Here is a 25,071-nt window from a genome sequence, read left to right as displayed (position 1 = left end):
GCCGCCCCCCGATCAAAACTGGACGCGCTTGGTGAAGCCGCCGTCGATCACCAGATGTGCGCCGGTCATATAGGGACAGGCGGGCGAGGCCATGAAGACGATTCCCTTTGCCACTTCCTCCGCCTCGCCGAACCGCCCCATCGGCATTTGCGCCAAGGTCGCGTCATAGAGCGCAGGGACCGCCGACTTGATGACCTCCCAATTGCCGCCGGGATAATAGATCGCGCCGGGCGAGACGATATTGACGCGGATATTCTGCGCCGCGAGCGCCTGGCTCAATTGCGAGCCATAGGTGATCAGCGCGGCTTTCAGCGCGTTGAACGCCTGCGGCACGATGAAGGTCTCGACCGCCGCGGTCGACGACATGAAGATGATCGATCCCGACCCCGACGCCGCCAGCGCCTCGGTCAGCGTCTCAACGCCGTGAACGGCGCCCATGACGTCCATGTCGAGCCCGCGCTGCCAGTCGCCGGTCGCGCCCTGCCCCGAGGAGCTGGCGGTGTGGATGAAGATGTCGCAGCCGCCGAGCGTGTCGCGCGCCTTTTCGAGCCAGGCGCGATAGCCGTCGGGGTTGCCGGTCATGTCGAATTGGTCGCCATGGACCTTGCCCGGCCCCGCCGCATCGATCGCCGCGACCGCCGCCTTCACCTTGTCGGCGTCGCGCGAGAAAAAGGCGACGTCGGCGCCCTCGGCGGCAAAAATCTTGAGCGAAGCGAGCCCCAGACCATGCGCGCCGCCGTTCATGATGACTTTCTTGCCCTTGAGACCCAGGTCCATCGCATCCTCCTCATGTCATTTTGGCGAGGAGAGTATCGGGCTGGACCGCGCAGGGACATCAGCAAAAATGGGAGCGCGGATCGATCTATGCCATTTTCGGCGTCGGGGCGACAAGAGTCCCGCACAAACAAATGGGGCGGCCTCTGTACGAGTGCCGCCCCAGTTTAGTGGAACCGTCGGGGAGAGGGAGAGGACGGTCCGGAGATTGGTGTCGTGTCTGGCTTAGCGGCTCGTCTTAGCGCGACGCCATCTGGCTGTCGGTTTCGACTTCGGCGACGCCGGCGATCTTCAGCGCGGCGCGGAACTGCTTGGCGGCGGCGCGTTCGTTGCCTGCTTCGCACAGCTTCTTGCCGGTCGAAACGAAGCGCTTGGCGCTCGCCTGCTTGCCGCCGTCGACGCCGGTTGCGGCGACATGGGCCTGTTCGGCCAGACCGGCGCAGCGATAGTCGCTACCCGACTGGGCGTAAGCGGGGGTTGCGGTTGCCATCAGGCCGGTGAAGGCCAGCGCCGATGCGGCGACGATGGCGAAAGCGGCGGGAAAGCGGCGGAAAGAGGAGATCTGATAGGCCATGGGAGAGGTTCCTTTCGTTTCGTTGTGCAACCTTTTTAGGCGCGGTTGCGCACATAGATAATCCTCTATAATCTGCAAGTGCTTTGAAGCAGGATTTAACAATCCCCCATGGGGCGCTCGACGGGATCGAAGCTTTCCTGCGCGTCGCGGAAAGGCGCAGCTTTTCCGCCGCCGCATCCGATCTTGGCGTCTCACCCTCGGCGATCAGCCAGACGATCAAGGGGCTGGAGGCACGCGTCGGCGCGCCTTTGTTCATGCGCACGACGCGCAGCGTCGGGCTGACCCAGGCAGGCGAGATGTTTTTCGAACGCGCCGCGCCCGCCTATTCGGGGCTGGCCGAAGCCTATGAAGCGGCGCGCAATCTGGGCAACCGGCCCGCCGGGCGGCTGCGTATCAACCTGATGCGCGGCGCGATCCAGCCGATGTTCGAACCGATACTGGCGGGTTTCTGCGACGCCTATCCCGACATCGAACTCGAAATCTTTGGCGACGACGGCCTCAGCGATTTGAGCGCCGGGGGGTTCGACGCCGGGGTGCGGATGGGCGAATCGCTCGACGCCGACGTGATCGCGGTGCGGTTGACGACGCCCTTCCGCTTTACCGTCTTTGGCGCTCCCGCCTATCTCGAGCGCTATGGCCGACCGCGGGACCTGGCCGATCTGCGCCATCACCGCTGCGTGCGGCTGCGCCTGGCGAGCGGCGGGCTGCTCCCTTGGTCATTCATGGAGGGCAATCGCGAGGTCGAAGTCGCGGTGACCGGCCCGGTGATCGTCAACGAGCAGTCGGCGATGATCATGGCGGTGCGCAGCGGCGTCGCGCTGGGCATGACCGCCGAGCCGGTGTTGAAGGAGCATATCGAGCGGGGAGAGCTGGAGATCGTGATGGGCGAACGCGCCGTGTCGACCGCGGGGCTGTTCCTCTATTATCCCAGCCGCAAGCAGGTGATGCCCAAATTGCGCGCCTTCATCGATTATGCGCGCGACCATCTGCCCGAAGACCTGAACCGCTGACGCTGGATGGGGCGTTCGGCTGGGCGCGGAAACAAATCCCTTCACCGGCAGCAGAAAAATTGGACTCGCATAGCGGCGCAAATCCCGGCAGCAGGTTGTCAACTAAAAGGGTTGGGATGTTAGATGATGGAATTCGCGGCAATCGACTTTACCGCCCTGTTGCCGTTCATCCTGATCGGCTTTGCCGCGCAGCTGGTCGATGGCGCGCTGGGCATGGCATTCGGCGTGATCTGTAACACGCTGCTCGTCGCGGTGCTCGGGGTGCCGCCCGCCACCGCATCGGCGCGCATCCATGTCGTCGAGATTTTCACGACCGGCGCGTCGGGGATCAGCCATTTGCTCCATCGCAATATCGACTGGCCGCTGTTCTGGCGGCTGCTGATTCCGGGCGTGATCGGCGGGGTGCTGGGCGCCTATGTCCTGACGTCGCTTCACGCCGATGTCGTGAAGCCGTTCGTGCTCGGGTATCTGGTGCTGATCGGCGTCTGGCTGTTGGTGCGCGGCCTGCTGTATCCCCCGAAAATCTCGAAGCCCAAGGTGGTTGCGCCGCTGGCGGTCGTCGGCGGCTTCCTTGATGCCGCGGGCGGCGGCGGCTGGGGTCCGGTCGTCACCTCGAACCTGCTCGTCCAGGGCGGCGAACCCCGCAAGATCGTCGGCACCGTCAACAGCGTCGAGTTTTTCCTGGCGGTCGCGGTGTCGGTGGCGTTTATCGCCAATCTGGGGTTCGAGGAAATCCTTGGCCCGACGCTCGGCCTGATCATCGGCGGGGTCGCCGCGGCCCCGCTCGGCGCCTATATGGCCAAGCGCTTTTCGCCCAAGATCATGCTGGTGATGGTCGGGGTGGTGCTGACCGCTACGAGTGCGTTTGGGCTGTATCGGGCGTTGATCTGAGCAAAGGGCCGGTTTGCCGCAATAGCCGACCAACCTCTCAATTCGCCGGTTTGGTCTCGTCGATCTTTTCGACCCATTCGGGGTAAAAGCTCGGTTCGCGCGCCGACCAGCCGGGTGCGGTCGCGGCGGCTTCGCTGATCGACTGGAGCAGCAAACGCCGCTTGTCGGGGTGCAGATGCGGCAGCGACGCGGCAGCGCAGAAGGCGCCGGGCAGCCACGGCCGCGCATGCGCACCGAGCAACCGTTCGTACAGAAAGCGGTAGGAAGCAAAACCCGGCAGGCGGTCCTGCCCCAGGTCGAACGCCGACACCGCGACCAGCGGCGCCATGAAATGTTCGAGCGCGTCGAGGCCGCTGTCGTCGGGAATATGGGCGCGAATATCGGTGATCCGCTGATAGACGCGCGCCTGGACGCGGATCGCGGTTTCCTCGACCATGTCGCGCGACCAGCGGGCGATCGCGTCGTCGCGTTCCAGCCCAATGTCGAGCGAGCGGCGGATGTACCGCTGCGTCGCCGCAGGGAAGCCTGCGAATTCCTTGATTTCCGCAATCGACAGATCACCGGCTGCCGGTCCCGAACGCGTCGCCATGGTCGTGCTCCCGCACGGCGCCCGGGGAGCCATCCCCCCGGAGGCCTGCAATTCTGCAATCTGCCACTAAAATGGTTAGCGGCCGGTTAACCATCGCGTCGGGATATGTTCAGCCTGATCGAGGGGCGTTGCGCGGCGGCGCCAGCGGGCCTAATCAGCGTGTCCTGAAACCATAAGACACCGCAGGTCCATCATGTCGCACACTCCGCAGCCGGTCATTTCCGCCACCGGCCTTTTCACCCCCGCCGAACGCATCGCCAACGAAGAACTTGTCGCCAGTTTTAACGCTTATGTTGCGCTGCACAATAGAGAAAATGCGGCGGCGATCGCGGCGGGCGAAATCGCCGAACTGACTGAGTCCAGTGTCGAATTTATCGAAAAGGCGAGCGGCATCGGATCGCGCTTCGTCGTCGACAAAGCGGGTATTCTTGACCCCGCACATATGGCACCGCGGCTGCCCGAACGCAGCAATGACGAGCTGTCGATCCTCGCCGAAATCGGCGTTGCCGCGGCGAACGACGCGCTGGCACGCGCCGGCCGCGATGCCGGCGAGGTCGATGCGGTGCTGTGCGCGGCGTCGAACATGCAGCGCGCCTATCCCGCGATGGCGGTCGAGATTCAGGATGCGCTGGGCATCGACGGTTTTGGTTTCGACATGAATGTCGCCTGCTCCTCGGCGACCTTTGGCATCCAGACCGCCGCCGATTATATCCGCGCCGGGCACGCGAAAAGCGTGCTGGTGGTGAATCCCGAGATTTGTTCGGGGCACCTCAACTGGCGCGACCGCGACAGCCATTTCATTTTTGGCGATGTCGCGACCGCGATCCTGGTCGAGGACAAGGAAATCGCGCCCGCGGGGCATTGGGACATCCTCGGCACCAAATTGAAGACCGTCTTTTCGAACAATATCCGCAACAATTTCGGCTTCCTCAACCGCGCCCATGGCGCGATCGAGCAGGACGGGCCGAAAAGCGACAAATTGTTCGTCCAGGAAGGCCGCAAGGTGTTCAAGGAGGTCGTGCCGATGGTCGCCAACATGATCGTCGAGCAGATGGAGGTGCTGGGCCTTGAAGGCGCCGACATGCGGCGGCTGTGGCTTCACCAGGCGAACACCAATATGAACCGGCTGATCGCGCAGCGGGTCTTGGGGCACGAGGCGAGCGAGGACGAAAGCCCGACCGTGCTCGACACCTATGGCAATACGTCGAGCGCGGGATCGATCATCGCCTTTCACCTGAACCATGAAGACATGGTCGCGGGCGACACCGGGCTGATCTGTTCGTTCGGCGCGGGGTATAGCGCGGGGACGGTGTTTGTGCGGAAGACCTGAACCACCTTTTTTTGCTTCGTCACCCTGAACTTGTTTCAGGGTCCATGGCCCGATCTCGCCTCAACCGCGGCGGCGAACCAGAGCGCAGGCCATGGATGCTGAAACAAGTTCAGCATGACGAGAATAAGAGATGTCAGTTCTACGGCACGAACGTAGTGAACAGATAGATCGCGAACAGCATCAGGTGGATCACCCCCTGCAGCACCGTGGTGCGACCGTTCGCCAGCGTCTGCGACGCGACGATCAGCGACAGGAACAGCAGCACCGTCGATTTGGCGTCGAGGCCGAGGCTGATCGGAAGGTCGGTGACGATCGACAGGATTGCAACGGCGGGGATGGTGAGACCGATCGTCGCGAGCGCCGAGCCCAGGGCGAGATTGAGGCTGGTCTGGAGGCGGTCGGCCTTTGCCGCGCGCACCGCCGCCAGCCCCTCGGGCGCGAGGATCAGCGCCGCGATCAGCACCCCGAGCACCGCCGGCGGGGCGCCCCATTCGGCGAGCAGCGATCCCATCACCGGCGACAGATTCTTGGCCAGCAGCACCACCGCGAACAGGCTGGCGAGCAAGAGCGCGCCCGAGATCGCGGTGCGCTGGATCGTCGGCGGTTCGGCATGCGCGTCGGGCACGCCGTCGCCGTCGGCATCGCCGTCGGGAAGGAAATAGTCGCGGTGCCGAACCGTCTGGACCAGCGCGAAGGTGCCGTAAAGGATCAACGAGACCGCCGCGACGAAGCCGAGCTGGGTCGCCGAATAAAAGGGACCGGGCACGCTCGACGTAAAATTGGGCAGCACCAGCGTCACGACGGTCAGCACGGTCAGCGTCGCGAGCGCGGCGCCGATCCCGGTCCGCTGGAACCGCTGTTCATGATGACGGATCGCGCCGCTGAGCAGGCACAGCCCCATCAGCAGGTTGACGATCACCATCACCGCGGCGAACACCGTATCGCGCGCCAGCGTCTGCGCCTTTTCGGGTTCGGCCTGCATCAGGGTGAGGATCAGCCCGACCTCGATCACCGTCACCGCGAGCGCGAGGATCAGCGTGCCGAACGGTTCGCCGACGCGGTGCGCGATCACCTCGGCATGATGCACCGCCGCGACGACCGCGCCCATCAGGATGATCGCGACCAGCCAGGCATTGAGCGGCATCGCAAGGCTGGCGAGCGCCGCGACAAGGCCGAGGATCGGGAAGAAATCGTGGGTCCGGTCGGCGAGGCGGAGTTTGGAAGTCATGCGGCTTCTATTGCAGGCCGGTCCCCCCGGCGCCACCCCTCAACCGCCAGAAAGCCCGAATACCTCCCCCTTGATGGGGGAGGCAGCGAGACTTGCCAGCTTGCTGGCTTAGTCGCAGCGGTATCGCCCTGGTGCGACGGTGCAAGGACGCACCCTCACCCCCATCCAACTGCGCCTAGCGCCTGAAGACGCAAGGCTTCGTATCCTTCCCCCATCAAGGGGGAAGGGGGTCAGTGCGACCGCACGGGCAATCCGGCCGCGGCGAGGCGCGCATGGGCATCGGCGATCGTCGCTTCGCCGAAGTGGAAGATGCTGGCGGCGAGGACGGCGCTGGCGCCCCCGTCGATGACGCCCGCGACGAGATGGTCGAGATTGCCGACCCCGCCCGACGCGATCACCGGGACGCTGACCGCGTCGGCGATGGCGCGGGTGAGTGCGAGGTCGTAACCGTCCTTGGTGCCGTCGCGGTCCATGCTGGTGACGAGCAATTCGCCCGCGCCGAGTTCGGCGAGGCGGGCGGCATGTTCGAGTGCGTCGATCCCTGTCGGCTGGCGCCCGCCGTGGGTGAAGATTTCCCACCGGCCGTCCGCGACCCGGCGTGCATCGATACTGCCCACCGCGCACTGGCTGCCGAAGCGGTCGGCGATGTCGGCGACGAGTTCGGGGCGCGCGACCGCGGCGCTGTTGACCGCGACCTTGTCGGCGCCCGCGAGCAGCAGCGCGCGCGCGTCGTCGGCGCTGCGCACCCCGCCGCCGACGGTGAGCGGCATGAAGCAGACCGCGGCGGTGCGGCTGACCATATCGAGCAAGGTGCCGCGGCCCTGATGGCTGGCGCTGATGTCGAGGAAGCACAGTTCGTCGGCGCCCGCGGCGTCATAGGCGCGCGCCGCCTCGACCGGGTCGCCGGCATCGCGCAGGTCGACGAAATTGACGCCCTTGACGACGCGGCCGTCGGCGACGTCGAGGCAGGGGATGACGCGGACGCGGACGGTCATGCGGACACCCTTTCCTGTTCCCCGGCGAACGCCGGGGCCCAGGGCGTAATCACGCAACGCAGGTTTTGTGGCGCTCTGGACCCCGGCTTTCGCCGGGGAGCAGGATGGAGATTGCTCATCACCGCCCCGCTGCAATCGCTTCAGCCAAGTCCAGGCGGCCGTCGTAGAGCGCGCGCCCGGTGATGACGCCTTCGATACCGTCGTCGACATGCGGGCGCAGCGCGTGGATGTCGCGCAAGTCGGCGACGCCGCCCGATGCGATCACGGGAATATCGACCGACCGCGCCAGCGCCACCGTCGCCTCGACATTGCAGCCCTTGAGCAATCCGTCGCGGCCGACGTCGGTGAACAGCAGCGCCGCTACCCCGGCATCCTCGAACCGCCGCGCCAGATCCTCGACGCGGACGTCGGAGACGTCGGCCCAGCCCTCGGTCGCGACCATGCCGTCGCGGGCGTCGACCCCGACGATGATGCGCCCGGGCAGATCACGCGCCGCCGATTTGACGAATTCCGGGTCTTTCAGCGCCGCGGTGCCGATGATCACCCGCGCGACGCCGAGCGCGAGCCAGCGGTCGACGCCTTCGCGATTCCGGATCCCGCCGCCGACCTGCACCTTGCCGGGGAAGGCCGCGACGATGCTTTCGACCGCGGCGCCGTTGACGCTTTCGCCCGCAAAGGCGCCGTCGAGATCGACGACGTGGAGGTGGCTCGCGCCGGCGGCGGCGAACAGCCGCGCCTGCGCCGCCGGATCATCGCCATAGACGGTCGCGCGATCCATATCGCCTTCGGCCAGCCGCACGACCTGCCCGCCCTTGAGGTCGATCGCGGGGAAGATGGTCAGGGGCATAATGCGTTCCTAAAGCCCGTCCCCTTCAGGGGAGGCGTTGGGGTGGGGGGTGGCAGAGTAGTGCGAGGCCGCTGGCCCCCACCCGCTGCGACTAGGCAGCAAGCCGCCAAGTCTCGCTGCCCTCCCCTGAAGGAAAGGGCGGACGCTATGGCCGCCACTTCAAAAACCTTTCAAGCGTTGCGAGGCCGTAGGCCTGGCTTTTTTCGGGATGATATTGGACCCCGACGATATTGTCCCGCGCCACCGCGGCGGTAAACGTCGCGCCGTGGGTGCTGGTCGCCGCAACATCGGCGGCATCGGCGAAATGATAGCCGTGGAGATAATAGGCCTCGCCCGCCGCGATCACCGGGTGCGGGGCGGTCGGCACAACATCATTCCAGCCCATGTGCGGGATGCGCAGCCCCGGCGCGGGGGCAAAGGCGCGGACGGTGCCGCCGATCCAGCCGAGGCCCGTGTGCGTGCCATGCTCCTCGCCCGCGTCGGCGAGCAATTGCATGCCGACGCAGATGCCGAGGAAAGGCGCGCCCTCGCCGCGCACGCGACGTTCCATCGCTTCAATCAATCCGTCGATGGCGGACAGCCCGCTCATGCACGCGGCAAAAGCGCCGACGCCGGGCAGCACGATCCGGTCGGCCTTGGCGACAATATCGGGGTCGGCGGTGACCACCACGCCGTCGGCGCCCGCGGCGACGAGCGCATTATGCACCGAGCGAAGATTGCCCGCGCCATAGTCGATCAGGGCAATGGTCAAGTCCCCCTCCCGCTTGCGGGAGGGGTTAGGGGAGGGCATGTCTGTCTAGCGGCGGTGGCCTGAAACAGGCCCTCCCCCGACCCCTCCCGCAAGCGGGAGGGGAGAATCACAGCACCCCCTTGGTCGAGGGGATCGCGTCGCCCTTGCGCGGGTCGATTTCCACCGCCTGGCGCAGCGCGCGCGCCAGCGCCTTGTACATGCTTTCGGCAATATGGTGATTATTCTCGCCGTAGAGCGTCTCGATGTGCAGCGTGATGCCCGCGGTCTGGGCAAAGCTGTGGAACCAGTGCGGGAACATCTCGGTGTCCATCTCGCCCAGCCGCGGCTGCGAAAAGCCGGACTTGTAAACGCAGTGCGGGCGCCCCGAAATGTCGAGCACGCAGCGCGTCAGCGTTTCGTCCATCGGCGCATGCGCCTCGCCATAGCGCGCGATGCCGCGCTTGTCGCCGAGCGCCTGGGCCACCGCTTCGCCGAGCGCGAGCGCCGAATCCTCGACCGTGTGGTGCTGGTCGATGTGGAGGTCGCCCTTTACCTGCATCGAAATGTCGATCAGCGAGTGGCGCGACAATTGCTCGACCATATGGTCGAGGAAACCGATGCCGGTCGAAACCGCATAATCGCCGGTGCCGTCGAGGTTGACGGCGATCGCGATGTCGGTTTCCTTGGTCGTGCGCTGGACGGTGGCGGTTCGCATGACCTGCCCCATAGCACCCACTTTTCGCCATGCAAGGCGACTCTCCCCCCTTGACCCACCCGCCCCGTCCGTTCATCCCCCTCGCCCATGAGTGACGAAGTCCGCGACAGCCTGATTCCCTATGACGAAATCGTGCAGGATGCGCTGCGCGCCGTGGTCGGCCGCGTGCTGGGCCAGGTCGAGGGCTATGACAGCCTGCCCGGTGAGCATCATTTCTATATCACGTTCAAGACGCAGGCCGCGGGGGTCGATATTCCGGCGCACCTGATCGCCAAATTCCCCGACGAAATGACGATCGTGCTGCAGAACCGTTTCTGGGACCTGAAGGTCGGCCAAGATCATTTCAGCGTCGGCCTGTCGTTCAACCAGACGCCGTCGATCCTGACCATCCCCTATGCCGCGATCACCGCCTTCGTCGATCCGTCGGTCGATTTCGGGCTGCAATTCCAGGTCAGCGACGACGATGCCGCCCAGCCCGAACCGCATGACGAGGCCGACAACGACCGCCCCGACCCGGTGAGCGAGGATGGGTCGAACGTCGTGACGGTGGATTTCGGCAAGCGGAAATAAGGGGCCAGACTCCGCCCGTAACGCCTTCGAGGTTTGAGGCGATTTTGTTCAGGGCGAGGAAGCGAGGCGCAGGCATATGAATATATCCCAAGGCTCGCTGACGCGGCCATGGACAAAATCGGTCAAATCCCGAAAGGACGCCGAAATGGCTTCGATCTCGGGATTGGGTGGCCTTGCGGTTAGAACCACTAGCCGCTGCGGCCACCCAATCCCGATGTCTTCGCCATTTCGACGCCTCGAAGGCGTTACGGGCGGAGTCTGGCCCTGATGGCACCGCCATGGCCCCCCAGCCGGTTCTGGCAATATTGGGCCCTCGCGGGGATGCTGGTGCTGACCGCCGCCTTTTGGTGGAGCGTCGAGGGCTATAGCCTGTTCGAGGAAGCGACCTCGCGCGGCCAGATTGCCGACGGCCTGCTGCGGTTCAGCCTGATGATCCTGACCCCCGCGCTCGTGCTGGTCTGGCTGATCGCCGCCTGGCTGCGCCGCCGGGTCGGCGAAACCGGTTATTGGCAGTTGCTGGGGCTGGTCGCGATGATCTGGGCGGGGTCGGTGCTGGTGACGCGGATGCTGGTGGGATGAGCGGAACGCGAACCGAGACCGACAGCATCGGTGCGGTCGAGGTTCCGGCCGACGCCTATTGGGGGGCGCAGACCCAGCGATCGATCGAGAATTTCCCCTTTGGCGCGCACGAGCGGATGCCGATCGGGATCATTCATGCGCTGGCGCTGGTCAAGCAGGCGGCGGCGCGGGTGAACCGCAAGCATGGCCTGGATCCCAAGCTGGCCGACGCCATCGAGGCGGCGGCGGCGGAAGTGGTGGCGGGCGAGCATGACGACCAGTTCCCGCTGACCATCTGGCAGACGGGCAGCGGCACCCAGTCGAACATGAACGTCAACGAAGTGATCGCCGGGCGCGCCAATGAGGTGCTGACCGGGCAGCGCGGGGGCAAGGCGCCGGTGCATCCCAACGATCATGTCAATATGAGCCAGTCGTCGAACGACAGTTTTCCGACCGCGCTGCATGTCGCGACGAGCCTTGCGACGCGCGATCGATTGACCCCGGCGCTGCGCAGGCTGCACGACGCCATCGCCGACAAGGCCCAGCAATGGCGCGATCTGGTAAAGATCGGGCGCACCCACCTGCAGGATGCCACGCCGCTGACATTGGGGCAGGAATTTTCCGGCTATGGCTGGCAGTTGGCAAAGGCGTCGACCCGGATCACAAGCGCCGTTATTCACCTTTACGACCTGGCCCAGGGCGGGACTGCGGTGGGCACCGGATTGAATGCCCCGGCGGGGTTCGACGAAGATTTCGCGTTCGAAATCAGCGCATTGACCGGAATTGCGTTTCACGCTGCCGATAACAAGTTCGAGGCGCTGGCGACCAACGACGCGCTGGTGGAGTTTTCCGGGGCGCTCAACACGTTGGCCGTCAGCCTCACCAAAATCGCCAACGACATCCGCCTGCTCGGATCGGGACCGCGCGCGGGACTCGGCGAACTCGAACTGCCGGCGAACGAACCGGGCAGCTCGATCATGCCGGGCAAGGTCAATCCGACCCAGTGCGAAATGCTGACGATGGTCGCGGGCCAAGTGATCGGCAACCATCAGGCGGTGACCGTCGGCGGGATGCAGGGGCATCTGGAGCTCAACGTGTTCAAACCGCTGATCGGCGCCAATGTGCTGCGCTCGATCGACCTGCTGAGCACCGGGATGACAGGGTTTGCCGAGCGCTGCGTCGCGGGGATCGAACCCAATCGGGGGCGCATCGCCGAGCTGGTCGACCGGTCGCTGATGCTCGTCACCGCGCTCGCCCCCGCAATCGGTTATGACCGGGCGGCGAAGATCGCCAAGCACGCGCATGACAGCGGCAGCACGCTGAAGGAGGCGGCGCTGGCGCTGGGTTATGTCGATGCCGCGACCTTTGACCGGCTGGTCGACCCGCGGACGATGTTGGGATCGGAACCCAAAGCCCCATCCGCGGATTGATAGCGGCAGAAGGAGACACGGGCATGATTGGCAGGATCGTTGGCGGCGTTCTGGGCAGCGCCATCGGAAAGCAAAAGGGCAATCACCCGGTCGCGGGCGCCGTGATCGGCGCCGGCGCGCTGTTCGCGGCGCGGCGGCTGTTCCCGCAGCGCTATGCCGCGCTCGCCGCATGGGCCGCGGCGGGGTATCTGACCAAGAAATGGGCCGAGCGCGCCGAAGCGCGGCAGGCCGCCGAAGCCGCGCACGCGATCGACCCCGACATCGCACGCGCCGGGATCGTCGATCCCTATGCCGGCATCGCGGGTGAAACGGCGAACACGCCGCCCGACGGCCAGACGATGGGCGACGCGCTGCCCCCGGCGATCCCGGTCGACACCGACGGACGGCGCCCCGCACTCCATTGACGGCAGCCAGCTGTGATCACGCCGCGGGCTGAGCCATATCCAGATATTTGCCAAATAGGTTATTTTTCTTGACATCGTGACGCTGATGTGGCACAAAGTTCGCATCATGGACAATTGCGATCTGGGCCGGCTCCTTCGGGAGTTTCGGCCCATTTTCTTGCGCTTCGCTTTGTCCGTGCCGCAATGAGTCGACGGTGCAGTCGCATCGGAAACTCATGAAATCAGGAGAAAATCGATGAAGATTGATCGGCTGCTGCTTGCGGCCCCCGTGCTGCTGGGCGGAATGTCCCCGGCGGTCGCGGCGGAGACCGTCACCTACAGCTATGACGCGAAGGGCCGACTGAGCAAGGTCGTGCGCACCGGCAGCGTGAACAACAATGTCACGGTCGATTACGAGCATGACAAGGCCGACAACCGCACCCGGCTGAAAACGACCAACTCGCCCAACCCGCCGCCGTAAGCGGCCGCCGCGCCCCACCCCGGCGGCAGGGCGCGGCACCATCAGGTCAATATCCCCCAATCAGGAGAAATATCATGCTGTCCACTTCGGGCAAAGGGCGCGGCTGCGTTGCGCGGCTGTGCCTTTCGACCATCTTGTGCACCGGCCTTGCGGCGCCGGCGATGGCGCAGATCGCGCCGACCTATCGCAACCTGGACGCGAACGGCGTCGACCTGACCCATGGCGATTATGTCATGGGGTTGGTCGAAGGGTCAATCGGCGCGGGCGAATCGGAACTGGAACTGGTCCGCGACGGGCCGTGGACCAGCGGGTTCAACGGCCATCGCTGGGATTCGGTGATGCTGAACGAATTTTCGGTCAATCGATCGGTGGCGTTCGGCGGACGCACCGAATGGTTCAACGGCGGGACGTCGCAGCAGGCGAACGGATCGACGCTGACGCTGGTCGGCGGAACATTCGTCCACCGCGCCGCCGATGGCACCACGACCGAATTCATGCGCCGCGACCCCAATTGTGCGCCGACCACGACGCAATCCTGCGCCTGGGTACCGGCCGCGATCGCCGCGCCCGACGGCAAGGCGGTCAGCCTGGCCTATGACCAATGGCAGATCTGCCCCGACGTCCCCATCGGCGAAGAAGTCTATTGCACGATCGATTCGGTGCGATTGAACCAGATCAGCAACAACGCCGGCTATGCGATCGCCTTTACCTATGCGCTGGACGGCAGCGCCGGGAGTTCGGGGCCGCACCCCGACTGGCACCGCCGCACGCGCGCCGATTTTTACAACAGCGCGGTCGGCCCCGCGTCGCAGGGCGGCGTCACCTATGCCTACCCCGCGACGAACGTCACCGACGTCACCGATATGGCGGGGCGCAGCTGGCGCATTTCGGGCGCGGGATCGACCGTGTCGGCGATCCGCCGCCCCGGCGCCGCGAGCGATACGACGACAATCAACCGATCGTTCGGCACGGTAACGTCGGTCGTCCGCGACGGGGTGACCACCAATTACAGCCGTTCGGTGTCGGGCAGCACCGCGACGACAATCGTCGCCAACGCGCTGAGCCAGGCGACGACGGTGGTGTCGGACATGACGATCGGGCGTCCGACGTCGGTCACCAACGCGCTGAGCCAGACGACGGGGTTTCAATATGACGGCTTTGGCCGCCTGACCCAGATCACCCAGCCCGAGGGCAATCAGGCGGTGTACGCCTATGACGCGCGCGGCAATGTGACCAGCACGACGTTGAAGGCCAAGCCCGGATCGGGGCTGGCCGACATTGTGACGAGCGCGGGTTATGCCGCGAGCTGCGCCAATCCGGTCACCTGCAACAGCCCCGAATGGACGCGCGATGCCAAGGGCAATCAGACCGATTACACGTACGATGCCACGCACGGCGGCGTGCTGACCGTAACCGCCCCCGCCGACGCGGGCGGCGTGCGGCCGCAGACGCGCTATACATACACGCTGACCGGCGGCGTCCACCTGCTCACCGGGGTGTCGCGATGCCAAGCGGGCGCGTCGTGCGCGGGGACGGCGAACGAAGCGAAGACGGTGATCGCCTATAATGCCAACACCCTGCCGTCGTCGGTGACGCAGGCGGCGGGCGACGGCAGCGTGTCGGCGGCCACCGCGGTGACCTATGACCCCAGGGGCGATGTGAAGACGATCGACGGCGCGCTGGCGGGCGCGGGCGACACCACGACCTATCGCTACGACGGCGGGCGGCGGCTGACCGGGGTCGTCGGCCCCGATCCCGACGGCGGCGGGGCGCGCAAGCCGACGGCGCAGCGGATGACCTATGGCAATGACGGGCTGACGATGAAGGAAGTCGGCAGCGTCGACGATGCGGGCGATACCGCCTGGGCCGGTTTCTCGTCGCAGGAGCAGGTCGCGGTCACTTATGACGCCAACGCGCGGCCGGTGAAGACCGAACTGACGGCGGGCGGCACCACTTATGCGGCGGCGCAGACGAGCTATGACGCGCTCGGCCGGGTCGATTGCAGCGTGCAGCGGATGAACCCCGCGACCTTCGGCTCGCTGCCCGGCGCGTGTTCGCTTGGCACGACGGGCAGCCATGGCCCCGATCGCATCGCCAAGACCAGCTATGATGCCGCGGGGCGGGTGACCAAGGTGCAGGCGGCCTATGGCACCGCGCAGCAGGCCGACGAGGCGACCGCGGGCTACACCGCCAACGGCCGCGTCGCGCATGCGATCGATGCCGAGAATAATCGTACCGGATACAGCTATGACGGTCACGACCGGTTGGCGAAGACCGAATATCCCTCGGCGATCAAGGGGGCGAATGCGGTCAATGCGGGCGATTATGAGCAGCTGGGCTATGACGCGAATGGCAATGTGACGAGCCGGCGGCTGCGCGATGGGACGAGCATTGGTTATGGCTATGACAATCTGAACCGGCTCGTCTGGAAAGATCAGCCGGGAACAGACCCTGACGCGCAATATGGCTATGATCTGCTTAGCCGACCGGCTTGGTTGATCCAGGGTGGATTGACGCAAACCTTCCACTACGACGCGCTGAACAATGTCATTGGTCAGATGACACCTCTGGGCTGGCTCAGCTACGGCCATGACAGCGCGGGTCGGCCGACGAGCATGACTTATTCGGGTTCGGCGCTGACGATCAATACGGACTATGACGTCGTGGGCAACGTGACAGCGATCCGCGAGAATGGCGCGGCGAGCGGCGTTGGGGTTTTGGCCTCCTATGCGTTCGACAATCTTGGTCGTCGGACCAGCGTGACATTTGGCAATGGCGGCATCCAGAGCTTTGGCTATGACCCGGTATCGCGGCTGGCCAGCCTGACCAACGATCTGGGCGGCGGGGCGACGACGCATGATCTGGCGCAGACCTTCGCCTATAATCCGGCGAGCCAGATTGCGAACGCGACGCGGGGCAATGATGCCTATGCGTGGGGCGGCCATTATAATGTCGATCGCGGCTATACGGCGAATGGCCTGAACCAGCTGACGGCGGCGGGTGGTACCGCATTGGGCTATGATGCGCGCGGCAATCTGACCAGTTCGGGCAGCGATACTTATGCCTATTCGGCGGAGAATCGGCTCCAGACCGGCCCCGGCGGTGCGTCATTGGCCTATGATCCGCTGGGGCGGCTTTACGAGACCGCCAAGTCGGGCACGACGACGCGGTTCCAATATGACGGCACCGACCTGATCGCGGAATATGACGGTGCGGGGACGACGACCCGCCGCTATGTCCACGGCCCCGGCATCGACAATCCGATCGTCTGGTACGAAGGGTCGGGGACGGGCGACCGGCGGTTCCTGATGGCCGACGAGCGCGGCAGCATCGTCAGCGTCACCGACAGCGCGGGCGCGACGATCGCGATCAACGCTTACGACGAATATGGCATTCCCGGCGCGGGCAATGTCGGGCGGTTCGGCTATACCGGGCAGGCGTGGCTGGCCGAGGTCGGGCTTTGGTATTATAAGGCGCGGATGTACTCGCCGACGCTTGGGCGCTTCATGCAGACGGATCCGATTGGTTATGCCGATGGGATGAACTGGTATGATTATGTTGGCGGGGATCCGGTGAATTTTATTGACCCATGGGGACTGTCCGAGGAGCAATATGACGGTCCTCCAATAGATGTCAAAGGGGTGAGGCCCGTATCGGCACCAGTCACACCTCCAGGAAACATCGGCGGCGCAAACATCGGAGCGCGGGGCGGCCACGATAGTGAAGGTGGAGGAGCCGCCGAAGGCGCCGCACCTGCCAATTGCGATGATATTACGGTTTGCGTGACCTTGGCAGCAAGCGAACACAAAAAAGGAAAGCGACCCTCTACTAAAGGAAAACATGAAAAGGGTAAGGCCAGAAAAGGCATCGATAAAGGCGGCGAGAAGGGAGACAAGGCCCGGAGAGTCCCCCGTGCTCGCCCGCCGGGCTGGAGAGCGCCTTGGCCGCCAGCACTTTTTTTTCCGCCCTTGATAATTCCATTTGACCCATGTGGGCCGTACAACCCGATTAGATCCCCTTCGTGCGGCCCCTTAATTGCGTCGCTTGAGCCCATTGGAAGCGAGATATGATTTTACAATACACTACGGATGAATATGCAAAGGCACTAGATATTTGCCGCAGAGAAAAGCCAGATTTTCTACAGGCGCATGATTTATTGGTCGAAGCTAAAAAAATGGGAGACTTGAGAGCTACCTATGCCTTGGCCACTTGGTATCTGAACGGAAATGATTTTATTGAACGAGATGAAAAAAAGGGAGTATCTTTACTAAAATCACTTGAAACATCGAACATTCCTGAGGCTTTGTTCGATTTGGCCGTTTCATATGACTATGGAAAGTTTGTAAGGAAAAACCAAAAAAAAGCTTTTTCCTTGTATATGAGGGCAGCATTGCTAGGAGATACGGCGTCTTGCGACCAGCTGTCCCAATACTATAGTGAAGGGAAGATCGTTCCTTACGACATGAAGTTAGCAGAGGCATGGAAACTTCGGTCCAAGCAAATGCAAGAGAATATATCACCCCCTTATAGGTTAAAACTGCTGTAGAAAATTACGCGATTACGGTGACAGTTAACTAAACCCCTAAATCAATCCGTTGGAATTACGGTGACAGGTGCGTCATCCCCTAATTTGTCCGAGTGTGACGCGCCTGTTATCGACATAGGCTATGGCCCGCCTTCCGCGCATGGTTCTGCCCGGTGTTCCGCATCATATCACCCAGAATTACGGTGACGGTTGCGTTAAGCCCAAGCGCGGGCGCAAGCCCTCCGGAAATTCGGGGATGACGCACCTGTCACCGTAATTCCCACCGTAATTCCAAGGGCGGCGCGGATCGTGGCATGGTGAGCGGTGGAGCGAGCGGCTTTGTTGTCGGATCGTTTGGCGGGCCTCCAGGGACCGCCGCGGGCGCCGCGGGCGGCGCGATTATTGGGGGTATAGGTGGCGCGATACGTTCCGGAGGAGCCTCGGTGGTATTTCAAGCTTGCGTTAAGGGCAATAAGAAATAGCGGAGAGAACGATGTGGGATATTTTGTTAGGATTCCTATTACCAAAAGGTCAAAGAGATGAGCCTAGAGGCGCTGGTTTTATAATTCTTGCTATAGTATTTTGCCTATCTCTCAGCGGAATACTTTATTTTTTAGGAAAAGAATCTTAGGATTACGGTGACAGGGATTATGGTGTAATTACGGTGACAGGTGCGTTATTAATTACGTAATTACGGTGACAGGTGCGTTATACCCTAATTTCGGTTACGGTGCGATTACGGTGACAGTTAACTAAACCCCTAAATCAATCCGTTGTGGTTGCAACAAGCACCGCAGCGGATTGACGGGGCGGCCGCCTTGTCGGCACTGTCACGTATGGCCCGCCTTCCTCGCATGGTTCTGCCCGGTGTTCCGCATCACATCACCCAGCGCGGCAACCGGCGCGAGCGGACCTTTTTTGAGGACGGGGACTATGCGCTCTACCTCGATCTCCTCGCCGATGCGGCTGCCCGACATGGCGTTGAGATCTGGTCTTACTGCCTGATGCCGAACCACGTCCACATCGTGGCCGTGCCCCGCGATGAAGATGGGCTGGGGCGGACATTCCGGCATGTCCACCGCCACTACACCGGCTATGTCAACGCCCGGATGCGGGTAGCGGGCCATCTGTGGCAAGGGCGGTTCAGCTCGGTCGCGATGGACGAGCCGCATCTGTTCGCCGCATTTCGCTATGTCGCGCTCAATCCGGTGCGGGCCGGACTGGTGCGCCGCGCCGAAGATTGGCCTTGGTCAAGCACACGGTCGCATATCGCAGGGGCCGACGATCACGTCGTGACGGTCGCACCGGCGCTTGAGCGGATCGGCAATTTTGCCGCCTTTCTTGGCGAGGATTTCGACGAGGCATTTACCTACGCTGCGCTGCGTAAAGCCGAAACACTGGGCCGACCGATCGGCTCTCTGGCCTGGCTGGAGGAAATGGAGCAGACGACGGGACGGAAGCTGACGCCCGACAAGCGCGGGCGCAAGCCCTCCCGAAATTCGGGGATGACGCACCTGTCACCGTAATTCTTATGACTATCCCTAAGGGATTTTTCTCTAATAGGTAATTGTATGATAACGATAGCATTTTTTTTCTTAGGAACTGTTTCTATAATTCTTATGATCGCTTCTATTGCATCATTGATTACAGGTGTATCATATTGGCGACCAAACGTGGTAAAAAGGCATGACGAACCAATTTCCTTCTGGATTTCTGTCGCTACACATGCTATAATGTCGTTAATCGTAGCAATAATTGCAGCATCCTTGATCTACAAGTAAAATGGTAATTACGAATTACGGCTGATTACGGTGACAGTTAACTAAACCCCTAATTACGGCGACAGGTGCAGCAACTCCCAGACGGCAGAGGTTGCGCCTGTCGCCTTTTTGGCGTTTGGGATTATTGCACGTGACACCGAAACCGAAACTATTTGGAGGTTGAGTAAACTGTCACCGTAATCCATCGCGCCGTTCAATCGGCGCGAAGCGAGCGCATCCACTCTGCGTACAGCGCGGCATGGGGGTGGTGCGAGGTCAACAGCCAGTAGGATCGCCCGCGCCCCACGGCGATCGCCGACACCGCGGTCAGATCGCCGCGCGCCATCGCATGCGCGCAGACCAGCCGCGGGAGCAGCCCGGCGCCCTGCCCCATCTCGACCGCGTTGAGCACCGCCGAGGTTTCGCGAAACTGGACCGCACCCTGCGGCAGCGCCCATGACGGCGTCGCCGCGCGCCACCAGGTCGGCCAGGCCGTGCCGAACAGCGGCACGCGCGCGCTGTCCTGCGCCTCGAGAAAGCCGCCGATCACCCGCGCGACGTCGGGACGCGCCACCGCGACCAACGCCTCCCCGCCAAAGTGCACGCCGTCGGCGGGCGGCGCCGCATCCTCGGCGATGACCAGGGCGACGTCGCATTGCGCCGCCTCGCCCGGATCGCGTCCCAGCCCGAGAAGCGAGGTGGATATGTCCGGATGCCGTTCGACGAAGGATGCGACATGCGGCATCAGCCAATTGTGGAGGAGCGAGCGGATGACGCCGACGACGAGCGGCCGCTGCGTCGGCGACAGCGCCTCTGCGGCGTCGCGGATATTCGCCAGCGCCTGCGCCACCGTGGCGGCATAGGCCTTTGCTTCGTCGGTGGCCCGCAGCCCGCTCGCGGTGCGGCGAAACAGCGCGACGCCGGCGCGTGCCTCGAAATAGCGCACCGCCTGGCTGATCGCCGACTGCGTCAGATTGAGCTCGCGCGCCGCCGCGGTGAAGCTTTCCAGCCGCACCGCGGCCTCGACGGCCCGCAATGACGACATCGGTGGATAGGCGGCTTTCGAATGCACCGCCCATTAGTAATGCTAATGCCGGACGATAGAAAGTTGCGTTTTTCCTGGCCGCCGCTTTTTGCCACTTCGCGCCTCATGAACGGCACCCTTCTCGCGCTTCTGACCTTTTCGGGCCTGTGGTTGATGCAGGTCGCGATCCCGGGGCCGAATTTCGCGCGGGTGAGCGAGGCGACCTTCACCCATTCGCGGGCGCTGGGCATGAAGACGGCCACCGGCACCGCCGCCGCCAATGCGTCCTGGTGCCTGATCGCGCTCGCCGGCGCCGCGGCGGTCATGCAGGATCCGCTGTTCGGCCCGCTGCTGCGGCTGGCCGGGGCGCTCTATTTCGGCGGCTATGGCTGCCGGCTTCTCTACCGGTCCTTTCAGGCGCGCCCCATCGCCGCGGCGGCGCTCGACAGCGCCGCCGCCTTTCGCTCGGGTTATCTGACGGGCATCGCCAGCCCACAGGCGGGGCTGTTTTTCGCGAGCGCGCTGACGACGATCATCGCCCCGGCGCTGGACTGGATGATCGGCCTGGCGGTCGTCATCATCGCCGCAGCGGTGACGCTGGCGTGGTATGCGGTGGTCACCTCGCTGCTCGCCGCCCCGCGGGCGCGGGCCTGGTACGAACGGCGGCGGCCGCTGATCGAGCGCGCGCTCGGCGTGCTCCTGCTCACCGCCTCGATCAAGCTGGTCGGCGCGGCCCTCGCTACAGGTCCGACTGCCACTGCTTGATCGCTTCGATCGGCGAGACGAGCATCAGGACGTTGAGGGTCAGATTGTCGCGGATCGTCCACAGCGTGAACAATTCAAAGACGATGGCGATGGCGACGGTGATCCACCAGCGCATCCGGCTCGCGGCGAGAAAACCCGCGATCATGAACAGCGTGTCGCTGACCGAATTGAGGATCGAATCGCCGCTGTAGCCGAACGCCATCGTCACCTCGCGATAGCGGTCGATGATGATCGGCGAGTTTTCGAGGATTTCCCATGCCGCCTCGATCCCGATCGCCAGCGCGAGCAGGATCCAGAGCGGCTGGCGCGGCAGCAGCCAGCGGCCGAGGCCGTAGAAGATGAAGCCGTGGATGATGTGGCTGAAGCTGTACCAGTCCGAAATCTGCTGGCTGTTCTGATCCGACTGGACGGTACCGTGCCACAGGCTGATCGTGCCGCACGGGCAGATCGGCGGGCGGCCCATCGCGAACAGGATGGCGGTGAAAACCGCGAGCAGCGCCGCGGCGACCAGCCAGCCCGTGCGCGAAATTCCTGCCATGCCCTGTCCCCTTCGCGCTTGACCCGTGGCGTCGCTTTCGCGAATAGCGGCCATGGCTGAAAGCGTCCACCTCAACCGCCGCGGCGTATTGTTCGCCCTGTCCTCGCCGTCGGGCGCCGGCAAGACCACGATCTCGAAAAAAATGCTGGCGAGCGATCCCGACATCGCGCTGTCGATTTCGGCGACGACGCGGCCGATGCGCCCCGGCGAGCAGGACGGCGTCGATTATCATTTCGTCGACGTCGACACGTTCAAGCAGATGGCGGCCGACGGCGAATTCCTGGAATGGGCGCATGTCTTTGGCCATCGCTATGGCACCCCGCGCGCGCGGGTCGACGAGTTGCTCGACGCGGGCAAGGATGTGCTGTTCGACATCGACTGGCAGGGCGCGCAGCAGCTGTATCAGGAGGCGGGCCCCGACGTCGTGCGCGTCTTTGTCCTGCCGCCGACGATGGAAGAATTGGAACGCCGCCTGCGCGCGCGCAAGACCGACAGCGACGAGGTGATCGCCGCACGCATGGCGCGCGCCGCAAACGAGATCAGCCACTGGGACGGCTATGACTATGTGCTGATCAACGACGATGTCGATGATTGTTACGGCGAAGTGATGGCGATCCTGCGCGCCGAGCGATTGAAGCGGCGGCGGCAGATCGGGCTGATCGGCTTTGCCCGCGACCTGATCCGGTCGGTGCCCGAGGGCGATACGGCGATTTAGCTGCAATCGTCATTGCGAGCGTAGCGAAGCAATCCAGAGCGGTTTACGCCTACACTGGATTGCTTCGCTACGCTCGCAATGACGATTTATTGGGCCGGCGTCACCAGATTGGCGGTCAGCTCCGCGACCATCGCCGCGCGCAGCGGTTTTGCCTGATTGTCGGTGCGGCAGACGACCACGGTGTCGCAGGTGGCGATGCAGCGGCCGCCCTGAAACATCGCCTGGACGATCGTCCAGCTGGACGTACCCAGCCGCCCGATGCCGGTCGCAATTTGGACCGGATCGGGGAAATTGCCCTCGGCCAGATAGTTGATTTCGACCGCGGCGACCATCGTGCGTTCGTTGGCCGGACGCTCGTCCCAAGGACGAATTTGCCGGTTGAGCAACACACGGCCGCTTTCGAACAGGGCGGCAAAGGCCACATTGTTGAGGTGGCCGTTGATATCCATGTCCTGAAAGCGCGTCTGGAATTCGGTGCAGACGGGGTAGCTGGCGGGGTTCAGCCGCCAGCTCTCCGGTTTCGCCATATCAGCGCGGACCCATGCGGATGCCGCCGTCGAGGCGCACGTCCTCGCCGTTGAAATAGCCGTTTTCGATCATGCACAGCGCGAGATTGGCATATTCCGCCGGGACGCCGAGACGCTTCGGGTTGAGCACCGAGGCACCGAGCGCGTCGCGCACCGGCTGCGGCGCGCCGGCGAGCAGCGGGGTGTCGAAGATGCCGGGCAGGATCGTGTTGACGCGGATATTCTCGTTACCGAGATCGCGCGCGATCGGGAGCGTCATGCCGACGACGCCGCCCTTCGATGCGGAGTAAGCCGCCTGGCCGATCTGGCCGTCCTCGGCGGCGACCGATGCGGTGTTGACGATCGCGCCGCGTTCACCGTCTGCCATCGGGTCGAGCGTCAGCATGCCCGCCGCCGACTTGGCGATGCAGCGGAAGGTGCCGACGAGGTTGATCTGGATGATCCAGTTGAACGCGTCGAGCGGGAAATGCTTGATGCTGCCGTCTTCCTTGCTGCGGCTCGCGGTCTTGATCGCATTGCCGGTGCCCGCGCAATTGACCAGAATGCGTTCCTGGCCGATCGCTTCGCGCGACTTGGCAAAGGCGGCGTCGACCGATGCGTCGTCGGTGACATTGCATTCGCAGAACACCCCGCCGAGTTCGGCGGCGAGGGCTTGGCCCTTTTCCTCTTGCAAGTCGAAGATCGCGACCTTGACGCCCTTCGCGGCAAGCGCGCGCGCGGTCGCGGCGCCAAGGCCCGAGGCGCCGCCGGTGACGACGGCGGATACGGTGGAATCGAGTTTCATTGAGGCATCCTTTCCATAAAATTGCTGCGCGTTCCGGCGAAAGCCGGAACCCAGGGCGTCAGGACGCAGCGTCAGTGCCACGCCGCCCTGGGCTCCTGCGTTCGCAGGAGCACATGAAGTGATTACAGCCGCTCGATGATCGTGACGTTGGCCTGACCGCCGCCTTCGCACATCGTCTGAAGGCCATATTTGCCCCCCGTCGCGTCGAGCACGCCGAGCAGCGTCGCCATCAGTTTGGTGCCCGAAGCGCCAAGCGGATGGCCGAGCGCGATCGCGCCGCCGTGCTGGTTCAGCCGCGCATGATCGGCGCCGAGATATTTGAGCCACGCGAGCGGCACCGGCGCGAAGGCTTCGTTGACCTCATAGGCGTCAATATCCGCGATCTTCATCCCCGCGCGCTTCAGCGCCTTTTCGGTCGCGAACAAGGGTTCTTCGAGCATGATCACCGGGTCGCCCGCGGTCACCGACACATGATGAATGCGCGCGCGCGGGGTCAGGCCATGATCTTTCAGCGCCTGTTCGGACACGATCAGCGCCGCGCTGGCGCCGTCGCAGATCTGGCTGGCCGAGGCGGCGGTGATCGTGCCGCCCTCCTGGAGCAATTTCACGCCCGCGATGCCTTCCAGCGTCGCGTCGAAGCGGATGCCTTCGTCGACCAGATGGGTCTGACGGCCGTCGGGGGTATCGATGTCGAGCCCGACGATTTCGCGCTGGAAATACCCCGCCTCGGTCGCGGCCTTGGCGCGGCGGTGGCTTTCAAACGCGTAGGCGTCGAGCTCGTCCTTGGTGAAGCCGTGCTTCTTGACGATCATTTCGGCGCCCATGAACTGGCTGAACATGATGCCGGGATATTTTTCCTCGAGCCGCTCGGACTTGTAGTGGCCAAGCCCTTCCTTGATGAACAGGGTCGCGACGCTGCCCATCGGGACGCGCGTCATGCTTTCGATGCCGCTGGCGAGGACAATGTCCTGCGTTCCCGACATCACCGCCTGCGCCGCGAACATCATCGCCTGCTGCGACGAACCGCACTGGCGGTCGATCGTCACCGCGGGGATCGAATCGGGCAGGTTCGACGCGAGGACGGCATTGCGGCCAAGGTCCATCGTCTGCTGCCCGCCCTGCGACACGCAGCCGGTGATGACGTCGTCGATCTTCGAGGTGTCGAAATCGTTGCGGTCGGCGATCGCGTCGAACACCGCCGCACCAAGGTCGACGGGGTGGATACCGGCGAGCTTGCCGCCGCGCTTGCCGCCGGCAGTGCGGACGGCGTCGACGATATAGGCATGGGCCATGGGGATAGTCCTTTCACCTTCTTCCCTCTCCCCTTG

26 protein-coding genes are annotated in these 25,071 nt (G+C 63.9%); 13 read left to right on the top strand and 13 right to left on the bottom strand.

Annotation, left to right across the window (positions count from 1 at the left end):
- Nucleotides 1-12: 12 nt before the first annotated feature.
- Together ACTIFP_RS10260 and ACTIFP_RS10255 are read right to left on the bottom strand one after the other, a co-directional pair.
- Entirely contained in the window at nucleotides 13-777 is a 765-nt protein-coding gene (locus tag ACTIFP_RS10260) for an SDR family NAD(P)-dependent oxidoreductase (protein WP_439568619.1), read from the bottom strand.
- A 235-nt stretch (nucleotides 778-1,012) separates the two neighbouring features.
- Nucleotides 1,013-1,348 (bottom strand): hypothetical protein, encoded by a 336-nt coding sequence (locus ACTIFP_RS10255; protein ID WP_137752014.1) that lies wholly within the window; start codon nucleotides 1,346-1,348, stop codon nucleotides 1,013-1,015.
- Between the two features lie 83 nt (nucleotides 1,349-1,431).
- Here ACTIFP_RS10255 and ACTIFP_RS10250 point away from each other — a divergent pair, with 83 nt between their 5' ends.
- Both ACTIFP_RS10250 and ACTIFP_RS10245 read left to right on the top strand, forming a co-directional pair.
- Nucleotides 1,432-2,358, top strand: coding sequence for a LysR family transcriptional regulator (locus ACTIFP_RS10250; RefSeq protein WP_439568618.1), 927 nt, complete (start codon nucleotides 1,432-1,434; stop codon nucleotides 2,356-2,358).
- A gap of 123 nt (nucleotides 2,359-2,481) precedes the next feature.
- Complete coding sequence (locus ACTIFP_RS10245; protein WP_439568617.1) at nucleotides 2,482-3,249, top strand: sulfite exporter TauE/SafE family protein; 768 nt, start codon at nucleotides 2,482-2,484, stop codon at nucleotides 3,247-3,249.
- 37 nt (nucleotides 3,250-3,286) lie between these two features.
- Here the strand turns inward: ACTIFP_RS10245 and ACTIFP_RS10240 are convergent, their stop codons facing one another.
- Nucleotides 3,287-3,838, bottom strand: coding sequence for a hypothetical protein (locus tag ACTIFP_RS10240; protein WP_439568616.1), 552 nt, complete (start codon nucleotides 3,836-3,838; stop codon nucleotides 3,287-3,289).
- 193 nt (nucleotides 3,839-4,031) lie between these two features.
- On the opposite strand from ACTIFP_RS10240, the gene ACTIFP_RS10235 reads away from it, so the two are divergent.
- Complete coding sequence (locus tag ACTIFP_RS10235) at nucleotides 4,032-5,168, top strand: beta-ketoacyl-ACP synthase III (RefSeq protein ID WP_439568615.1); 1,137 nt, start codon at nucleotides 4,032-4,034, stop codon at nucleotides 5,166-5,168.
- A 139-nt stretch (nucleotides 5,169-5,307) separates the two neighbouring features.
- On the opposite strand, the gene ACTIFP_RS10230 is transcribed toward ACTIFP_RS10235, so the two are convergent.
- The 5 genes from ACTIFP_RS10230 to hisB form a co-directional block, all read right to left on the bottom strand.
- On the bottom strand, nucleotides 5,308-6,396 hold the full coding sequence (locus ACTIFP_RS10230) for a calcium:proton antiporter (RefSeq protein WP_439568614.1): 1,089 nt from the start codon (nucleotides 6,394-6,396) through the stop codon (nucleotides 5,308-5,310).
- A 230-nt stretch (nucleotides 6,397-6,626) separates the two neighbouring features.
- Nucleotides 6,627-7,391, bottom strand: coding sequence for an imidazole glycerol phosphate synthase subunit HisF (hisF, locus tag ACTIFP_RS10225; RefSeq protein WP_439568613.1), 765 nt, complete (start codon nucleotides 7,389-7,391; stop codon nucleotides 6,627-6,629).
- A gap of 118 nt (nucleotides 7,392-7,509) precedes the next feature.
- Entirely contained in the window at nucleotides 7,510-8,238 is a 729-nt protein-coding gene (gene hisA / locus ACTIFP_RS10220; protein ID WP_439568612.1) for a 1-(5-phosphoribosyl)-5-[(5-phosphoribosylamino)methylideneamino]imidazole-4-carboxamide isomerase, read from the bottom strand.
- A 145-nt stretch (nucleotides 8,239-8,383) separates the two neighbouring features.
- Nucleotides 8,384-8,989 carry an imidazole glycerol phosphate synthase subunit HisH gene (gene hisH / locus ACTIFP_RS10215; RefSeq protein WP_439568611.1) on the bottom strand — a complete coding sequence of 202 codons (606 nt, stop codon included), beginning with the start codon at nucleotides 8,987-8,989 and terminating at the stop codon, nucleotides 8,384-8,386.
- A 106-nt stretch (nucleotides 8,990-9,095) separates the two neighbouring features.
- On the bottom strand, nucleotides 9,096-9,683 hold the full coding sequence (gene hisB, locus ACTIFP_RS10210) for an imidazoleglycerol-phosphate dehydratase HisB (protein WP_439568610.1): 588 nt from the start codon (nucleotides 9,681-9,683) through the stop codon (nucleotides 9,096-9,098).
- Nucleotides 9,684-9,770: 87 nt separating this feature from the next.
- Between hisB and ACTIFP_RS10205 the strand changes: the two genes are divergently transcribed.
- From ACTIFP_RS10205 to ACTIFP_RS10170, 8 genes are all read left to right on the top strand, one after another.
- A complete protein-coding gene (locus ACTIFP_RS10205; RefSeq protein WP_439568609.1) occupies nucleotides 9,771-10,253 on the top strand; it encodes an SspB family protein in 483 nt (160 codons plus the stop codon).
- Between the two features lie 267 nt (nucleotides 10,254-10,520).
- Nucleotides 10,521-10,832: a hypothetical protein gene (locus ACTIFP_RS10200; RefSeq protein WP_439568608.1), complete on the top strand. Its 312-nt coding sequence runs from the start codon at nucleotides 10,521-10,523 to the stop codon at nucleotides 10,830-10,832.
- Nucleotides 10,829-12,241, top strand: a complete 1,413-nt coding sequence (fumC, locus tag ACTIFP_RS10195; RefSeq protein WP_439568607.1) for a class II fumarate hydratase — start codon at nucleotides 10,829-10,831, stop codon at nucleotides 12,239-12,241. The genes ACTIFP_RS10200 and fumC overlap by 4 nt, the downstream gene beginning before the upstream one ends.
- Before the next feature lie 23 nt (nucleotides 12,242-12,264).
- Complete coding sequence (locus tag ACTIFP_RS10190; protein ID WP_439568606.1) at nucleotides 12,265-12,645, top strand: hypothetical protein; 381 nt, start codon at nucleotides 12,265-12,267, stop codon at nucleotides 12,643-12,645.
- A 235-nt stretch (nucleotides 12,646-12,880) separates the two neighbouring features.
- Nucleotides 12,881-13,105, top strand: coding sequence for a hypothetical protein (locus tag ACTIFP_RS10185; RefSeq protein ID WP_439568605.1), 225 nt, complete (start codon nucleotides 12,881-12,883; stop codon nucleotides 13,103-13,105).
- A 74-nt stretch (nucleotides 13,106-13,179) separates the two neighbouring features.
- Nucleotides 13,180-17,175: an RHS repeat domain-containing protein gene (locus tag ACTIFP_RS10180; protein ID WP_439568604.1), complete on the top strand. Its 3,996-nt coding sequence runs from the start codon at nucleotides 13,180-13,182 to the stop codon at nucleotides 17,173-17,175.
- Nucleotides 17,172-17,651 carry a tetratricopeptide repeat protein gene (locus tag ACTIFP_RS10175; protein WP_439568603.1) on the top strand — a complete coding sequence of 160 codons (480 nt, stop codon included), beginning with the start codon at nucleotides 17,172-17,174 and terminating at the stop codon, nucleotides 17,649-17,651. Before ACTIFP_RS10180 ends, ACTIFP_RS10175 begins: the two co-directional genes overlap by 4 nt.
- Before the next feature lie 752 nt (nucleotides 17,652-18,403).
- Nucleotides 18,404-19,156 carry a transposase gene (locus ACTIFP_RS10170; RefSeq protein WP_439568602.1) on the top strand — a complete coding sequence of 251 codons (753 nt, stop codon included), beginning with the start codon at nucleotides 18,404-18,406 and terminating at the stop codon, nucleotides 19,154-19,156.
- Nucleotides 19,157-19,604: 448 nt separating this feature from the next.
- Here the strand turns inward: ACTIFP_RS10170 and ACTIFP_RS10165 are convergent, their stop codons facing one another.
- Nucleotides 19,605-20,435 (bottom strand): LysR family transcriptional regulator, encoded by an 831-nt coding sequence (locus ACTIFP_RS10165; RefSeq protein ID WP_439568601.1) that lies wholly within the window; start codon nucleotides 20,433-20,435, stop codon nucleotides 19,605-19,607.
- Between the two features lie 105 nt (nucleotides 20,436-20,540).
- On the opposite strand from ACTIFP_RS10165, the gene ACTIFP_RS10160 reads away from it, so the two are divergent.
- Nucleotides 20,541-21,179, top strand: a complete 639-nt coding sequence (locus ACTIFP_RS10160) for a LysE family translocator (protein ID WP_439568600.1) — start codon at nucleotides 20,541-20,543, stop codon at nucleotides 21,177-21,179.
- Here the strand turns inward: ACTIFP_RS10160 and ACTIFP_RS10155 are convergent.
- Nucleotides 21,154-21,717 carry a DUF2585 domain-containing protein gene (locus ACTIFP_RS10155; RefSeq protein WP_439568599.1) on the bottom strand — a complete coding sequence of 188 codons (564 nt, stop codon included), beginning with the start codon at nucleotides 21,715-21,717 and terminating at the stop codon, nucleotides 21,154-21,156. The two genes, ACTIFP_RS10160 and ACTIFP_RS10155, sit on opposite strands and share 26 nt — an antisense overlap.
- Before the next feature lie 52 nt (nucleotides 21,718-21,769).
- Between ACTIFP_RS10155 and gmk the strand changes: the two genes are divergently transcribed.
- Nucleotides 21,770-22,432 carry a guanylate kinase gene (gene gmk, locus ACTIFP_RS10150; protein WP_439568598.1) on the top strand — a complete coding sequence of 221 codons (663 nt, stop codon included), beginning with the start codon at nucleotides 21,770-21,772 and terminating at the stop codon, nucleotides 22,430-22,432.
- A gap of 86 nt (nucleotides 22,433-22,518) precedes the next feature.
- Here the strand turns inward: gmk and ACTIFP_RS10145 are convergent, their stop codons facing one another.
- From ACTIFP_RS10145 to ACTIFP_RS10135, 3 genes are all read right to left on the bottom strand, one after another.
- Entirely contained in the window at nucleotides 22,519-22,959 is a 441-nt protein-coding gene (locus tag ACTIFP_RS10145; RefSeq protein ID WP_439568597.1) for an acyl-CoA thioesterase, read from the bottom strand.
- Nucleotide 22,960: 1 nt separating this feature from the next.
- The gene (locus tag ACTIFP_RS10140; protein ID WP_439568596.1) at nucleotides 22,961-23,743 is read right to left on the bottom strand and encodes an SDR family NAD(P)-dependent oxidoreductase; all 783 of its coding nucleotides are present in this window, start codon (nucleotides 23,741-23,743) and stop codon (nucleotides 22,961-22,963) included.
- Between the two features lie 122 nt (nucleotides 23,744-23,865).
- Nucleotides 23,866-25,035, bottom strand: coding sequence for an acetyl-CoA C-acetyltransferase (locus tag ACTIFP_RS10135; RefSeq protein WP_439568595.1), 1,170 nt, complete (start codon nucleotides 25,033-25,035; stop codon nucleotides 23,866-23,868).
- Between the last annotated feature and the right edge of the window lie 36 nt (nucleotides 25,036-25,071).

This window comes from Sphingopyxis sp., assembly GCF_051861155.1.
GTDB lineage: Bacteria > Pseudomonadota > Alphaproteobacteria > Sphingomonadales > Sphingomonadaceae > Sphingopyxis.
The sequence above is the reverse complement of the archived record's forward strand: the minus strand, read 5'-3'. Positions and strand labels throughout refer to the sequence as shown.

Bases quoted from the DNA above. Each gene is read 5' to 3' on its own strand.
- ACTIFP_RS10260 (WP_439568619.1), bottom strand. From the start codon at position 777: ATGGACCTGGGTCTCAAGGGCAAGAAAGTCATCATGAACGGCGGCGCG.
- ACTIFP_RS10255 (WP_137752014.1), bottom strand. From the start codon at position 1,348: ATGGCCTATCAGATCTCCTCTTTCCGCCGCTTTCCCGCCGCTTTCGCC.
- ACTIFP_RS10245 (WP_439568617.1), top strand. From the start codon at position 2,482: ATGATGGAATTCGCGGCAATCGACTTTACCGCCCTGTTGCCGTTCATC.
- ACTIFP_RS10240 (WP_439568616.1), bottom strand. From the start codon at position 3,838: ATGGCGACGCGTTCGGGACCGGCAGCCGGTGATCTGTCGATTGCGGAA.
- ACTIFP_RS10235 (WP_439568615.1), top strand. From the start codon at position 4,032: ATGTCGCACACTCCGCAGCCGGTCATTTCCGCCACCGGCCTTTTCACC.
- ACTIFP_RS10230 (WP_439568614.1), bottom strand. From the start codon at position 6,396: ATGACTTCCAAACTCCGCCTCGCCGACCGGACCCACGATTTCTTCCCG.
- hisF (WP_439568613.1), bottom strand. From the start codon at position 7,391: ATGACCGTCCGCGTCCGCGTCATCCCCTGCCTCGACGTCGCCGACGGC.
- hisA (WP_439568612.1), bottom strand. From the start codon at position 8,238: ATGCCCCTGACCATCTTCCCCGCGATCGACCTCAAGGGCGGGCAGGTC.
- hisB (WP_439568610.1), bottom strand. From the start codon at position 9,683: ATGCGAACCGCCACCGTCCAGCGCACGACCAAGGAAACCGACATCGCG.
- ACTIFP_RS10205 (WP_439568609.1), top strand. From the start codon at position 9,771: ATGAGTGACGAAGTCCGCGACAGCCTGATTCCCTATGACGAAATCGTG.
- ACTIFP_RS10200 (WP_439568608.1), top strand. From the start codon at position 10,521: ATGGCACCGCCATGGCCCCCCAGCCGGTTCTGGCAATATTGGGCCCTC.
- fumC (WP_439568607.1), top strand. From the start codon at position 10,829: ATGAGCGGAACGCGAACCGAGACCGACAGCATCGGTGCGGTCGAGGTT.
- ACTIFP_RS10190 (WP_439568606.1), top strand. From the start codon at position 12,265: ATGATTGGCAGGATCGTTGGCGGCGTTCTGGGCAGCGCCATCGGAAAG.
- ACTIFP_RS10185 (WP_439568605.1), top strand. From the start codon at position 12,881: ATGAAGATTGATCGGCTGCTGCTTGCGGCCCCCGTGCTGCTGGGCGGA.
- ACTIFP_RS10180 (WP_439568604.1), top strand. From the start codon at position 13,180: ATGCTGTCCACTTCGGGCAAAGGGCGCGGCTGCGTTGCGCGGCTGTGC.
- ACTIFP_RS10175 (WP_439568603.1), top strand. From the start codon at position 17,172: ATGATTTTACAATACACTACGGATGAATATGCAAAGGCACTAGATATT.
- ACTIFP_RS10165 (WP_439568601.1), bottom strand. From the start codon at position 20,435: ATGTCGTCATTGCGGGCCGTCGAGGCCGCGGTGCGGCTGGAAAGCTTC.
- ACTIFP_RS10160 (WP_439568600.1), top strand. From the start codon at position 20,541: ATGAACGGCACCCTTCTCGCGCTTCTGACCTTTTCGGGCCTGTGGTTG.
- ACTIFP_RS10155 (WP_439568599.1), bottom strand. From the start codon at position 21,717: ATGGCAGGAATTTCGCGCACGGGCTGGCTGGTCGCCGCGGCGCTGCTC.
- gmk (WP_439568598.1), top strand. From the start codon at position 21,770: ATGGCTGAAAGCGTCCACCTCAACCGCCGCGGCGTATTGTTCGCCCTG.
- ACTIFP_RS10145 (WP_439568597.1), bottom strand. From the start codon at position 22,959: ATGGCGAAACCGGAGAGCTGGCGGCTGAACCCCGCCAGCTACCCCGTC.
- ACTIFP_RS10140 (WP_439568596.1), bottom strand. From the start codon at position 23,743: ATGAAACTCGATTCCACCGTATCCGCCGTCGTCACCGGCGGCGCCTCG.
- ACTIFP_RS10135 (WP_439568595.1), bottom strand. From the start codon at position 25,035: ATGGCCCATGCCTATATCGTCGACGCCGTCCGCACTGCCGGCGGCAAG.